Genomic DNA, 13,707 nt, shown 5'->3' with positions numbered 1-13,707 from the left:
GTCAGCGCGGGAAGCTCCCCGTGTCGAGCGCCACCGCGAAGGGCTCGGGAAGCCGCAACGCGTCACCGAAGGCGACCCGGACGGCGTGCTTGTAGGCGCCGTTCTCCGGCTCGGTGAACAGGGTGGCCGTGGGGCCGTGTTCGTCGAAGCGGTCGATGAGGAGGTAGACCGGGACGGGGGCGTGGGCGTAGGCCCAGAGCTTCTTCTTCCGGTCGTCCTCGGCATTGCTCTTGGAGGTGATCTCCACGACGAGCAGCGCCTCGGCGGCGTCGACGGGGTCGGAGACCTCGGGTTCCACGTCATCGACCAAGGCGGACGGGACGACCACCAAGTCCGGCACATAGAGCTTGTCCAGGGCGGCGATGTGGATGCCGAGGGTCTGATAGACCTCCCACTCGGGCGGCAGAATCCCGTACAAGGCGCGCTGCACCTTGGCCGCGATTCCGTTGTGGTGGCGGTGGGGCGGCGGCACCAAGGTGATCTGTCCTCCGTCGATCTCGGCGCGCCAGCCCTCCGGCACGTCCAGGTCACGCCAGCTCTGCAGGAGGTAGTCCCACGTGGGGCCGTCGGCGTTCCGGTCGGGCTCGACCATGGCTGCGGTCATCGCGGGTCCCCTCTCTCCTGTGGCATATGCCAGTGAGCGTAGACAGACGGTTTCGCGGCACGCGGCCGCTTCGTTCAGCCTCCCACGATCGAGTGGCGGAGGCCCCCGCTACACCCGTTCCGGGGCCTGTGACGACGGGACCGTCGTGCGGATCGGGTCCCAGCACTGGACGCCCTTCAGGTCCGGCATGCGGTCGCGGGTGAAGACCGGCTCCAGCCCCGCCCGGCGCTGGGCGAGGTAGTCGTCGAGGAGGCGGAAGGCGATGGCCGACAGCGGGATGATCGCGGCGAGGTTGATCAGGGCCATGAGGCCCATGAACACGTCCGCCAGGTTCCAGACGACCGACACCGACCCCAGCGAGCCCAGGACGACCGCCGACAGGACCAGCACCCGGTACCCGGGCAGGACCCACCGCTTGCGGGTGATGAACTGGATGTTGGTCTCGCCGTAGTAGTAGTTCCCGATCATGCTGCTGAAGGCGAGCATGAAGACCACCACGGTCAGGAGGTGCCCGGCCCACCCGCCCAGCGTGTCGCTGAGCGCGGTCTGCGTCAGGTCCGCGCCCTGGCGGCCCGACAGCTCCGGGTTGGTGACGAGGACGATGAAGGCCGTCATCGTGCAGACGAGGAGGGTGTCGAAGAAGACGCCGAGGGACTGTACGAGGCCCTGCTTGACCGGGTGCGAGACCTCGGCGGCGGCGCCCGCGTTCGGGGCGGAGCCGAGGCCCGCCTCGTTGGAGAACATGCCGCGCCGGATGCCCTGCTGGATCGCCGCGCCGATGCCGCCGGCCGCCAGCTCGCGGAAGCCGAAGGCCCCGCCGACGATGTCCGCGATGACCCGGGGGAACTCGGTGATGTTGAGGAGGACCACCGCCCCGCCGAGCAGCAGGTAGACGATCGCCATGACCGGGACCAGGACCGTGGTGACGGACGAGATCCGCTTGACCCCGCCGAAGACGGCCAGGCCCAGCAGGGCGGCCAGCAGCACGCCGAGCGCGGGGCCGAACCAGTTCGACCCGTCGGCGTCGGCCAGCGACCCGGAAGCCACGGCGGTGATCGTGTTGGCCTGTACGGCGTTGAAGACGAAGCCGAAGGTGACGGTGATCGTCACCGCGAAGAGCACCCCGAGCCAGCGTTTACCGAGAGCGCGCTGCATGTAGTACGCGGGGCCGCCCCGGTAGGCACCACTGGCGTTGCGCACCTTGTAGAGCTGGGCGAGGGCCGATTCCACGAAGGCGGAGGCCGCGCCGATCAGCGCCATCATCCACATCCAGAAGACGGCGCCCGCGCCGCCCAGGGTGATGGCGGCGGCGACACCGGCGATGTTGCCGGTACCGACGCGCGCGGCGGCCGAGATCGTGAAGGCGCCGAAGGACGAGACCTGCTTGCGGCCGTCGGCGCGCGGCGGGGTCTTCTCCTTCACCACCCGGAACATCTCGGGAAGCAGGCGCAGCTGCACACCCCGGGAGCGGACCGTGAAGTACAGGCCCGCACCGACCACCAGCGGAATCAGCAGGTAGGTCCAGAGGTGATCGTTGACGTTGACGATCACCGAATCCAGAGTGTCCATGATGCGAAGTCTCCCCGGGGCGGAAGGCCCACGGACAGGGACCTACGTCCGTCAGCGGAGGGACGGAAGACCCACACCGCCCGCCCTTCGCCCCCTCCTCCCCCCTCGGAGCAACCGGCTCATCCCCACAAGCCGTGCCGGCCCGCCCAGTCCCGTACCGCCGCCGCGATCAGCAGCGGGTGGTCCTCCGGGGTGTGGTGCCCGGCGGACACCTCGTCGTGCCGCGCGAGCTCCAGACCCGCGATGTTCGCCACGCACCAGTCGACGGCCTCCGGCCCCGTCATCGCCCCCGGCCCCGGGGCGAAGGCCATCAGCAGCTTGGGCGTCCCCGGGCTCCCCGCGAGCCACTCCCCGTACGCCGCCACGCGGGCCACCACGTCGGCGGGTTCCCCGCCCAGCGGCATCGACCGGGCCCACCGGAGCAGCGGGATCCGGCTCTCCCGCGTGGGGTAGGGGGCCCGGTACGCGTCCAGGTCGCGCGGGTCCATCGGCCGGACGACGCTGCCGGGCAGTGCCTCGACGAACCCGTTCGCGTCCAGGAGCATGGCCTCCCCCACACCCGGCGTCTTGATCGCCTGGAACAGCTCGCGGCCACCTTCCGGGAACTCCTCCCAGCTCATCGGCTTGAGGATGGTTTCGGTGAACGCGATCCCGCGCACCCGCCCCGGATGCCGGGCGGCCCGGTCGAAGGCGAGCGCGCCTCCCCAGTCGTGCCCGACGAGCACGGCCTCGTCGAGGCCGAGCGCGTCGAACCAGGCGTCGAGGTAGCGGGCGTGGTCGCCGAAGGTGTAGTCGAGGGCGGGCTTCCCCGAATCCCCCATCCCGATCAGATCCGGCGCGAGCAGCCGGGCCGTACCACCACCGAGGGCGGGGAGGACCTCCCTCCAGAGGTGGGAGGAGGTGGGGTTCCCGTGCAGGAACACCACGGGCACACCGTTCCGCGGACCGGCCTCCCGGTAGTGGATCGTCGAGTCGAGTACGGGCTGTACGGGCATGGCTGCTGCTCCTCGGTGAGTCGGGGCGACGGGTTCAGCGGAAGGCCGCCGCCGTGCGGTCCGCCCAGGCGGCGAAGGGGCGCGGGGCCCGCGCCCGGGCCTCCTCGGGGTCCGTACCAGCTCGCTGCCGACGTTCCCGGCCGCACCCACAATGGAGCAAGTTAGCGAGCTAACTAACTCCGCTCACGACCATAGCCCGCCGGACGGCGCCCGTCTACACTCAGTCAGGTGACTTACTCAGATGCCGTCGAAGAGGCCCCGGAACCCCAGCCGGCCCGCCCACGGGCCAAACGCGGCGGCAAACGCGAACGCCTCGCCGCGGCCGCGGCCCAAGTCCTGCATGAACAGGGCGTGGAGAAGACGACGATCGCCGACATCGCGCGCGCGGCAGACGTCCCGCTCGGCAACGTCTACTACTACTTCAAGACCAAGGACCAGCTGGTCGAAGCGGCCATCGACTCCCACGCGCAGACCCTCGCGGGCATGATCAGCGCCCTCGACCAACTCCCCACCCCGCAGGCCCGCCTGAAGGCCCTCCTCGCCGGCTGGGTCGACCAGCGCGAACTCACCGCCCGCTACGGCTGCCCCACCGGCTCGCTCGCCTCCGAGCTCGACAAGCGCGACGACGGCCTCGACCAGACCCTCGCCGGCGTCATGCGGGTGCTGCTGGACTGGGCCGAGCGGCAGTTCCTCGCGCTGGGCCGTACGGCGGATGCGCGGGAGCTCGCGGTCGCGCTGATCGCCTCCTACCAGGGCATCTCCCTGCTCACGAACACCTTCCGCGACCCGGAACTGATGGCCGCGGAAGGCCGTCGCCTGGAACGCTGGATCGACTCCCTGACCTAACCGCACCGCCGCGGCGCGCCCCCGGCTCCCGCTGCGCGGGGCCAATTCCCCTACCCGCCCTTCCACCGTTCCCAGGGCCAGCCCTGCCCCGGTCCTCAAACGCCGGACGGGCTGAAAGCGGGGCCCCGGGCTGCGCCCGAACCCCCTGGGGCTCCGCCCCAGACCCCGCGCCTCAAACGCCGGCGAGGCTGAAATCGGCAGCCCCAAAGCGGGATCCCGAGCTCTGCCCGAACCCCCGGGGCTCCGCCCCGGACCCCGGTCCTCAAACGCCGGACGGCTGAATAGACCCCGGCAGCCTCGAACGCCGGTGAGGAGATTGCCCCCGGTGGGGCTGGGGGCGGCGGCGCGGGTCGGGGACGGGGACGGGGACGGGGTGGGGTGTCGGCCGGGACGTAAAGCGTGATTTGTGGCGCGAGAGCAGGCTTCACCCTGTCGCAGCTCGGCACAGGGCGCCTAAATCATGCAGTCCAGGCCGACACCCCACCCCGGCCCCCGCACCGACCCACCCCCGCAGCACCCAGACCCCACCACACCCCAGCCCCGCCGGCGATTGAGGCGAACCCCTCAGCCCCGGCGCGCCGCTGCGACGAAGGCTCGGATGAGGTCCGGGGACTTGACCCCGCGCTCGCTCTCCACACCGCTGGACACGTCCACACCCCACGCGCCGGTGACCCTGAGGGCCTCGCCCACATTGCCCGGCGTCAGCCCACCCGCCAGGAGCCAACGCCCCGAAGGCGCGGCGAACTCCGCCGAGCCCCAGTTCCACGGCTTGCCGGAGCCGGGATCCGGCGCATCGAGGAGCAGCAGGTCCTCCCCGTACTCCCCGCAGCGCGACACATGCTGCGCCGTCGCCCGCAGCAGCGTCCGCCCCTCGGCGCGCAGCGCCGCGAAGTCCTCCGGGCCCTCCTCGCCGTGCAGCTGCACGCCCCGTACACCGCTCTCCTCCGCGAACCGCCGCACCTCGGCGACGGACTGCCCCCGGAACACCCCCACGGTGAGCACCCCGTCCGGCACCCCCGCGGCCAGCTCCCGCGCAGTCTCCGCATCGACCGTACGCGGACTCCCGGGCGCGAAGACGAAGCCCACCGCATCGGCCCCGGCCGCCACGGCCACCTCGACGTCGTGCGCGGTCCGGAGCCCGCAGATCTTGATGAACACGTCGCTCACGTCACTCATGCCGGCAGTCAATCAGCTCGGGCGCGATCGCCGGAGGACAGTCCCGCATCGCGGGCGAGTGCAGGCTCAACCATCCGGGCACTCCCCGGCGTGTACGTACCGGAAGCAGCGACGGGAACAAGGGGGGATGGCAATGGGGACGGGGACGAGGACGGATGACACCGAGAGGCCGCCACGGGACGGTTGGTGGCGGCCCCCAGCACGGGCCGCCGCCGCGGCGGTGGCACCCGCCCTCGCCGCCGGGCTGGCACTCGCCGCCGGCTGGGCCGGAGCGACCGGATGGCTGGGCCACGGATGGCTGAGGGACGCGTGGGTCGCCCTCTTCGGGCTCTTCGTCCCCCTGTCCGGCCTCGCCCTGCACACCTACGCCCGGGCCGAGCGCCGCGGCTCGGCCCTCGCCGTCCTGGCCGGGGTGCCCGCGGTCGTCGGCGTGTTCATCGCCCTGATGGGCGTGGACGACCTGGTGCTGCGGGAGCGGGGAGTCGAGGTCACGTGCGCGGTCAGGGAGGTGGCCTCCCGGGTCGAGACGGACTCCGCCTTCGCCCCCGAGGGCCAGCGCGTCACCCGTACCACCGTGTACGACCACCGGCTCGACTGCCCGCCGGGCGGTCCCGCCCTGCTGACCAGGGAGCGGGAGATCGCGAAGGCCGGGGAGGAGCTGCGGCTGGTCTACGACCCGCGGGGCCGGGTGCAGCCGGAGAGGGCCACGGACCTCCACGCCTGGGGGCTGCGCTCCGCGATCCTCCTCGCGGTCGGGTTCGCAGCCCTGCTGGGAGCACTCGGCGCCCTCACCAAGGACCGCTGACCCCAAGGACCGCTGACCCCAACCACCACCCACCCCAGGGCCCACCGGAAACGCCCGAGGGCGGCACCCCCTCCGTCAGGAAGGGATGCCGCCCTCGGTACGTGAAGAACAGCCGATCTACCTACGGGCCGGAGCCCGGGGGTGGATCAGAAGTCCATGTCGCCGCCCGGCATGCCGCCACCGGCAGCCGCGCCGGCCTTCTCGGGCTTGTCGGCGATGACGGCCTCGGTGGTGAGGAAGAGGGCCGCGATCGACGCCGCGTTCTGCAGGGCAGAGCGGGTGACCTTCGCCGGGTCGATGATGCCCGACGCGATCATGTCGACGTACTCGCCGGTCGCGGCGTTCAGGCCCCAACCGATCTGCAGGTTGCGGACCTTCTCCACGACGACGCCACCCTCGAGACCACCGTTGACGGCGATCTGCTTGAGCGGGGCCTCCAGCGCGAGCTTGACGGCGTTGGCGCCGGTCGCCTCGTCGCCGGTGAGCTCCAGCTTGTCGAAGACCGAGGAGGCCTGCAGCAGGGCCACGCCGCCACCGGCGACGATGCCCTCTTCGACGGCCGCCTTCGCGTTGCGAACGGCGTCCTCGATGCGGTGCTTGCGCTCCTTGAGCTCGACCTCGGTCGCGGCTCCGGCCTTGATGACCGCAACACCGCCGGCGAGCTTCGCCAGGCGCTCCTGCAGCTTCTCGCGGTCGTAGTCCGAGTCGGAGTTCTCGATCTCGGCGCGGATCTGGTTGACGCGACCCTGGACCTGGTCGCTGTCACCGGCACCGTCGACGATGGTGGTCTCGTCCTTGGTGATGACGACCTTGCGGGCGCGGCCGAGCAGGTCGAGACCGGCGTTCTCGAGCTTGAGGCCGACCTCCTCGGAGATGACCGTGCCGCCCGTGAGGATGGCGATGTCGCCGAGCATGGCCTTGCGACGGTCACCGAAGCCCGGGGCCTTGACGGCGACGGACTTGAAGGTGCCGCGGATCTTGTTGACGACGAGGGTGGAGAGCGCCTCGCCCTCGACGTCCTCGGCGATGATCAGCAGCGGCTTGCCGGACTGCATGACCTTCTCCAGGAGCGGCAGCAGGTCCTTGACCGAGCCGATCTTGGAGTTGACGATCAGGATGTACGGGTCGTCGAGGGACGACTCCATGCGCTCCATGTCGGTGGCGAAGTACGCCGAGATGTAGCCCTTGTCGAAGCGCATGCCCTCGGTGAGCTCGAGCTCCAGGCCGAAGGTCTGCGACTCCTCGACCGTGATGACGCCTTCCTTGCCGACCTTGTCCATGGCCTCGGCGATGAGCTCGCCGATCTGGGTGTCGGCGGCGGAGATGGAGGCCGTCGAAGCGATCTGCTCCTTGGTCTCGACGTCCTTGGCCTGCGCCAGCAGGGCGGCGGAGACGGCCTCGACGGCCTTCTCGATACCGCGCTTGAGGGCCATCGGGTTCGCACCGGCGGCCACGTTGCGCAGGCCCTCGCGGACGAGCGCCTGGGCGAGGACGGTGGCGGTGGTCGTACCGTCGCCGGCGACGTCGTCCGTCTTCTTGGCGACTTCCTTGACCAGCTCGGCGCCGATCTTCTCGTACGGGTCCTCGAGCTCGATCTCCTTGGCGATGGAGACACCATCGTTGGTGATCGTGGGGGCGCCCCACTTCTTCTCAAGGACGACGTTGCGACCCTTGGGGCCAAGGGTGACCTTGACGGCGTCGGCGAGCTGGTTCATCCCACGCTCGAGGCCGCGGCGGGCCTCCTCGTCGAACGCAATGATCTTGGCCATCTGAAGTGGTCCTCCCGGACAGCGGTGGATTGCTCCCGGACCGCGCCCGCGCCCGCGACGGACGGCCTGCGTGCCCGGCGGTTTCTTCCCACCGGACCCTGCGGGCCTCACCGACCCGGTCCTCGTTTAGTAGCACTCTCACCCGGAGAGTGCTAACGCCAATGATTAGCACTCGACCCCCCCGAGTGCAAGCGGCTTCGGGTAACCCGGGATGAACACCCAGACGCCGCAAGGCCGCCGGAGCCGCCACGCACGAGGGGCCCGCATCCCGTGTCCAGGATGTGGGCCCCTCGTACATATGCCGTTGTGCCGTCGTGCGCGGCCGCTGTGCGCGGCCCCGTACGTGTCGGTGGTCGATCGCGGTCGGACTAGCCGGCGGCGAGCTTGACCATGTCCGCCTGCGGACCCTTCTGGCCCTGCGAGATCTCGAACTCGACCCGCTGACCCTCTTCAAGGGTGCGGTACCCGTCCATCTGGATGGCGCTGTAGTGGACGAACACATCCGCACCACCGTCGACCGCGATGAAGCCGTAGCCCTTCTCCGCGTTGAACCACTTGACGGTGCCCTGAGCCATGCCTAACTCCCCTATTACTGGCCCTTGCGCAGGACCGCACTTCGCGGTCCCGGGTCAGAACTTGCGCCGGAACGCCTCGACCGGGGCTGAATGTATCCGCACCGCTGCTGTCTGCAACAGGTCATTCCGACGAGAATTCTGGACATGCCAAAAGATTGAAATAGGGTGAAAACCAGGAATATTCCAGGGCAACTCGGGCCGGACAAACGCCGCCAACGACCCATAGCGCACTTGCATGTTGACTCAATGTCAACCCTCACACGACCCGCTCATATGCGGCGGGCAAGAACAGCGGAGGGGACTTCCCCAACTCTACCGCGCCCAACCAAGCAGAATTGCCCCCTCCGTTTAGTAACGGAGGGGGCAATTCAGTTTCTACGAGGTCTCACGAAGGCCTACGAAGTCCCCCGAAGGCTCACGAGGGCCGACGAAGTGCCGCGAAGGCTCAGCAGCCGCCCGCGACGGCGGGGATGATCGAAACGCCGGCGCCGTCCGGAGTGGACGTCTGCAGCCCGCCCTCGAAGCGCACGTCGTCGTCGTTCACGTAGACGTTGACGAAGCGGCGCAGCTTGCCCTGGTCGTCCAGGACGCGCGCGGCGATGCCGGGGTGGCTGGCCTCCAGGGACTGGATGACCTCTTCGAGGGTCGCGCCCTCGGCGGAGACCTCGGCCTGGCCGCCGGTGTAGGTGCGCAGGATGGTGGGGATGCGGACGTTGACGCTCATGGCGCTACTGCCTTTCCGGTGTGCAGGGAGGGAAATCAGGCCAGGTTGGCGGCGCGGAACGCGTCCAGGCTGGGGCGGATGGTGGCGGTCTGGCCACCACCTTCGGCCACCGCCTCCAGGGTCTTGAGGCCGTCACCGGTGTTCAGGATCACGGTGGTCAGCGTGGGGTCGAGGTGCCCGTCCTCGATGAGCTTCTTCGTCACGCCGACGGTCACGCCGCCCGCGGTCTCGGCGAAGATGCCCTCGGTCTGGGCGAGGATCTTGATGGCCTCGACGACCTGCTCGTCGTTGACGTCCTCGACGAAGCCGCCGGTGCGGCGCGCGATGTCCAGGACGTACGGGCCGTCCGCCGGGTTGCCGATGGCCAGCGACTTGGCGATGGTGTTCGGCTTCTGCGGGCGGACCACCTCGTGACCGGCCTTGAAGGCGGTCGAGACGGGCGAGCAGCCCTCGGCCTGGGCGCCGAAGATCTTGTACGGCTTGTCCTCGACGAGGCCGAGCTTGATCAGCTCCTGCAGACCCTTGTCGATCTTCGTGAGCTGCGAGCCGGACGCGATCGGGATGACGATCTGGTCGGGCAGCTGCCAGCCGAGCTGCTCGCAGATCTCGTACGCCAGGGTCTTGGAGCCCTCGCCGTAGTACGGGCGCAGGTTGACGTTGACGAAGCCCCAGCCCTCGCCCAGCGGGTCGCCGATGAGCTCGGAGCAGAAGCGGTTGACGTCGTCGTAGTTGCCCTCGATGCCGACCAGGTCGCCACCGTAGACACCGGCCATGACGACCTTGCCCTGCTCCAGGTCGTGCGGGATGAACACGCAGGAGCGGAAGCCGGCGCGGGCGGCCGCGGCGCCGACGGCGCCGGCCAGGTTGCCGGTGGAGGAGCAGGAGAGGGTGGTGAAGCCGAAGGCGCGGGCGGCCTCGACGGCGATGGCCACGACGCGGTCCTTGAAGGAGTGCGTCGGGTTGCCGGAGTCGTCCTTGACGTACAGCTTGCCGGTGACGCCGAACTCCTTGGCCAGGTTGGCCGCGTCCACGAGCTTGGTGAAGCCGGGGTTCAGGCTCGGCTTGGAGGCCACGTCCGCCGGGACGGGCAGCAGCGGCGCGTAGCGCCAGATGTTGTTCGGGCCGGCCTCGATGGCGGCGCGCAGGGCTTCCGGGTCGCCCAGGGGCAGCTCGTAGGCGACTTCGAGCGGTCCGAAGCACTCGGCGCAGGCGAAGATCGGGCCGAGCTCGAAGCGGGTACCGCACTCACGACAGGAAAGGCCGGTGGCGGGACCGAGATCGACAGAGGTGCCGACGGTGCCAGATTCAACGGCAGTAGTGCTTTCAACGGTTTCGGCAGAGGTTGCGACAGACTGTGCAGCCATGATGGCGAGGCCCTTTCTCCTCATCTTCCCCATGGCGCACTTCGCCATGAGACGGAATTGGCACCTTCCCTAGCCGGGGACCTCGCTGGCGGCGCTGGAATGCGCGATCGCGAGAACCGACTGGAGGGTTGCCGGGGCTTCAACGGGCCGTGTCCCTCTGCCCCTCTGGATGAGCGGTATGGCACCGGCACACGCGCTCTGTGGCGCGCCGGTGCGTTTGTACGCGGGCCCCCCGGCATGCGGTGGACCATCGCGTTGTTCAAGACTGTAACCGAAGGCCCGGGTGGTTGAGACAGCCGTCCGAACCGCGAGATGGATCACATTTCGGTCCAAACCAGTGAACGACCAGTGAAGAACCAGGGAGTGCTGAAGGTGCTGGAAGAGGTGGAGCGCTGGTTGGCAGACCGCTCCTGGTCCGCCGCCGACCGACCGCTCGGCCAGCTGCTTTCCGCCAAGCGGGCAGCGGGGACCACGGTGAGCGTGGTGTTGCCGGCGCTGAACGAGGAGGCGACGGTCGGCCAGATCGTCGAGGTGATCCGGCGCGATCTGATCGAGGGCCTGCCGGTGCCCCTGGTCGACGAACTCGTCGTGATCGACTCGGGCTCCACGGACCGCACCGCGGAGGTCGCGGCCAAGGCCGGGGCCCGGGTGGTGCACCGCGACGAGGTCCTGCCGCGGATACCGGCGGTGCCCGGAAAGGGCGAGGTGCTGTGGCGCTCCCTGCTGGCCACCACCGGTGACATCGTCTGCTTCGTGGACGCGGACCTGCGCGATTTCTCGGCCACCTTCGTCTCGGGGATCGTCGGCCCGCTGCTGACCGATCCGGGCGTGCGGTTCGTCAAGGCGATGTACGACCGGCCCCTGGGCGACGAGTTCGGCGCCAGGGCCCACGGCCAGGGCGGCCGGGTCACCGAGCTGGTGGCCCGGCCCCTGCTCAACCTCCACTGGCCGCAGCTGGCCGGCTTCGTCCAGCCGCTCGGCGGCGAGTACGCCGTGCGGCGCGAGCTGCTGGAGCGGCTGCCGTTCCCCGTCGGCTACGGGGTCGAGCTGGGCCTGCTGGTGGACGCCCTGCACACGGCCGGGCTGGACGCGCTGGCCCAGGTGGACGTGGGCGTACGGCTGCACCGGCACCAGGACGGCCAGGCCCTGGGCCGGATGGCCGCCGCGATCTACCGCACGGCACAGGTGCGGCTCTCGCGCGGGCACCTCGTACGCCCCGAGCTGACGCAGTTCGAGCGCGGCCCGGAGGGGTTCGTACCGCACACCTACGCCGTGGACACCGAGGAGCGGCCGCCGATGCGGGACATCGAGGAGTACGCGCACCGTCGCGTGGCGTAACGCCCGATTCATTCCCTATCGGGCTAATTTCCCCTCCATGGGGTTTATACGTTTCAGACATGTATGGGGATCCGCCCTCGCGGTGGCCGGGGGCGCGGCGCTGCTGTTCGGCTCCCTGAGCGCGCCGGCCGTCGCGGAGGTGGTCTCCCCCTTCGAGAAGCGGTACGACGAGGCGCTCTACGGGGACTTCGTCACGATCGGCAACACGGTGATGGGGTGCCCCCAGGCACCGCCCGCCGAGGCCGCCGAGTGCGCCGAGGTCCAGCGGGGCGGGGGCACGAAGAACAACAACGACTTCGTCGCCCGCCCGGTGGACGCCGCCGCACTCGCGGCGCCCGCGGGCACCTCCAGCAGCGCCCGGCTCACCGTGCCCCCGGGCGCGGAGGTGGCGTACGCGCGGCTCTTCTGGGGCGGCAACAACGGCACCTACAAGCTCGGCTCGAACGTCATCAAGCGCTGCGACGTCTCCGGCGAGGACGTGGTCCCCGGCCCCGGGGAGCCGCTGGCCACCCGCCCGGTCGTCAAGGTCGGCACGGGCGCCGCCCGCCCGGTGACCCTCTCCGACATGGTCGAGGACCCGGCGCAGACGGGCGGCCCGCACTACTACACGGGCGAGTCCGACGTCACCGCCGCCTTCGCCGACGTGGCCACCGGCTCCCCGGTGACCGTCGCCGTCGGCAACATCTGGGCCCCGCAGGGGCGCGGCTGCGTCGCCGGCTGGTCCCTGACGGTCGTGTACAAGTACCCCGGCCCGAACGAGCACGCGCCGGAGCGGCGCAACGTCTACGTCTACGGCGGCCACGTGCTCCAGCGCTCGGCCGACCCCGACACCACGGTCAAGGTCAAGGGCTTCTACCGCACCGGCGACGGCCCGGTCCGGGCCAGCGCGACGGCGTACGAAGGCGACTGGAACACCAAGGGCGACCAGTTCCGGGTCAACGGCGCGAACATCACCAACCCCGTGAACGGTGCGACCGACAACTTCTTCACCAGCTCGGCCGACGGCTCCCTGGAACCGCACCACGTCAACAACCTCAGCATCGACGCGAAGTCCTTCGACGTTCCGGCGACGGCGCTGCCGGCCGGAGCCACCTCCGCCGACCTGACGTTCCGCACGCGCGGGGACACGTACGTCATCTCGCAGTTCGCGCTGGCCGTGCCGGTGCCGGACCTGGAGGTGAAGAAGACGGCCTCGCCCGCGAAGTCGGTCGCGCCCGGTGACACGGTGACGTACACGATCACCGCGAAGAACATCAGCAGCCTGGACTACCCGAACGCGAAGCTGACGGACGACCTGACGGAGCTGCTGGACGACGCGGCCTTCGACGGGGTGGTCACGGCGGACGTCGGCACGGCCTCGTACACGGCGCCGAAGCTGTCCTGGACGGGCGACGTCCCGCAGGGGAAGACGGCGACGATCACCTACAAGGTGAAGGTCAACGACCCCCTGACCGGCGACGGCAAGCTGACGAACCACGTGGTCGCGGAGAGCGGCCGCACGAACTGCGAGCACGGCTCGAAGGACCCGGCATGCACACCGGCCCCGCCGGTGATCACACCCCCGGACCCGTCCCCTTCGCCGTCGACCTCGGCGTCGGTCCCCCCGTCTCCTTCGCCGTCGCCGAGCACCTCGGCCTCCCCGTCCCCGTCGCCGTCGACCTCCGCCTCGGCGACACCTCCCTTCTCCCCCTCCCCCATGCCGTCCACCACCACGCAGCCGCGGCCGCTGCCGGTGGACCCGGGGGACGACGCGCCGGGCTCCCCTGGCTCCCCGGGCTCGCCGGGCTCCCCGGGCGGGAACCTGGCCACCACCGGCTCTGACGGTCGGCAGCTGTGGCTGATGGGCACGGCGGCCGCCACGCTCACGGCACTCGGCGGTGTGGTCTTCCTCTCGGTCCGGCGGACGCGCAGGCGCTGACGTTTGACCGGAGGCGAGGCGGGC

The 13,707-nt window shown here is 70.3% G+C and carries 12 protein-coding genes and 1 riboswitch; of the genes, 4 read left to right on the top strand and 8 right to left on the bottom strand.

Features of this window, described 5'->3' with window-relative positions; translation table 11 throughout:
- Position 1: 1 nt before the first annotated feature.
- The 3 genes from OG898_RS13935 to OG898_RS13925 form a co-directional block, all read right to left on the bottom strand.
- On the bottom strand, positions 2-604 hold the full coding sequence (locus OG898_RS13935; RefSeq protein ID WP_250750715.1) for a Uma2 family endonuclease: 603 nt from the start codon (positions 602-604) through the stop codon (positions 2-4).
- Between the two features lie 108 nt (positions 605-712).
- Entirely contained in the window at positions 713-2,173 is a 1,461-nt protein-coding gene (locus OG898_RS13930) for a sodium:alanine symporter family protein (RefSeq protein WP_266957045.1), read from the bottom strand.
- Positions 2,174-2,292: 119 nt separating this feature from the next.
- Complete coding sequence (locus OG898_RS13925) at positions 2,293-3,168, bottom strand: haloalkane dehalogenase (RefSeq protein ID WP_266957043.1); 876 nt, start codon at positions 3,166-3,168, stop codon at positions 2,293-2,295.
- A 228-nt stretch (positions 3,169-3,396) separates the two neighbouring features.
- Between OG898_RS13925 and OG898_RS13920 the strand changes: the two genes are divergently transcribed.
- Positions 3,397-4,014 (top strand): TetR/AcrR family transcriptional regulator, encoded by a 618-nt coding sequence (locus OG898_RS13920; RefSeq protein ID WP_266957041.1) that lies wholly within the window; start codon positions 3,397-3,399, stop codon positions 4,012-4,014.
- Between the two features lie 564 nt (positions 4,015-4,578).
- Here OG898_RS13920 and OG898_RS13915 read toward each other — a convergent pair.
- Positions 4,579-5,190: a phosphoribosylanthranilate isomerase gene (locus OG898_RS13915; RefSeq protein ID WP_250742430.1), complete on the bottom strand. Its 612-nt coding sequence runs from the start codon at positions 5,188-5,190 to the stop codon at positions 4,579-4,581.
- A gap of 220 nt (positions 5,191-5,410) precedes the next feature.
- Here OG898_RS13915 and OG898_RS13910 point away from each other — a divergent pair, with 220 nt between their 5' ends.
- Positions 5,411-5,995, top strand: coding sequence for a hypothetical protein (locus OG898_RS13910; RefSeq protein WP_266957039.1), 585 nt, complete (start codon positions 5,411-5,413; stop codon positions 5,993-5,995).
- Between the two features lie 146 nt (positions 5,996-6,141).
- On the opposite strand, the gene groL is transcribed toward OG898_RS13910, so the two are convergent.
- The 4 genes from groL to thrC form a co-directional block, all read right to left on the bottom strand.
- Positions 6,142-7,764, bottom strand: coding sequence for a chaperonin GroEL (gene groL, locus OG898_RS13905; protein ID WP_250742428.1), 1,623 nt, complete (start codon positions 7,762-7,764; stop codon positions 6,142-6,144).
- Between the two features lie 368 nt (positions 7,765-8,132).
- On the bottom strand, positions 8,133-8,339 hold the full coding sequence (locus tag OG898_RS13900) for a cold-shock protein (RefSeq protein ID WP_008743607.1): 207 nt from the start codon (positions 8,337-8,339) through the stop codon (positions 8,133-8,135).
- A 445-nt stretch (positions 8,340-8,784) separates the two neighbouring features.
- Complete coding sequence (locus OG898_RS13895; RefSeq protein ID WP_250744537.1) at positions 8,785-9,063, bottom strand: ubiquitin-like small modifier protein 1; 279 nt, start codon at positions 9,061-9,063, stop codon at positions 8,785-8,787.
- Between the two features lie 35 nt (positions 9,064-9,098).
- Positions 9,099-10,451, bottom strand: a complete 1,353-nt coding sequence (gene thrC, locus OG898_RS13890) for a threonine synthase (protein ID WP_266957036.1) — start codon at positions 10,449-10,451, stop codon at positions 9,099-9,101.
- Positions 10,445-10,603: riboswitch (SAM riboswitch) on the bottom strand. (Overlaps the previous gene by 7 nt.)
- A gap of 196 nt (positions 10,604-10,799) precedes the next feature.
- Between thrC and OG898_RS13885 the strand changes: the two genes are divergently transcribed.
- Complete coding sequence (locus OG898_RS13885) at positions 10,800-11,765, top strand: glucosyl-3-phosphoglycerate synthase (RefSeq protein WP_250744633.1); 966 nt, start codon at positions 10,800-10,802, stop codon at positions 11,763-11,765.
- Between the two features lie 82 nt (positions 11,766-11,847).
- A complete protein-coding gene (locus OG898_RS13880; RefSeq protein WP_266957034.1) occupies positions 11,848-13,683 on the top strand; it encodes an isopeptide-forming domain-containing fimbrial protein in 1,836 nt (611 codons plus the stop codon).
- Positions 13,684-13,707 lie beyond the last annotated feature (24 nt).

This window comes from Streptomyces sp. NBC_00193 (assembly GCF_026342735.1).
In the GTDB taxonomy this organism is placed as follows: domain Bacteria; phylum Actinomycetota; class Actinomycetes; order Streptomycetales; family Streptomycetaceae; genus Streptomyces; species Streptomyces stoeckheimensis.
This window is presented reverse-complemented; position numbering and strand designations above follow the sequence as displayed.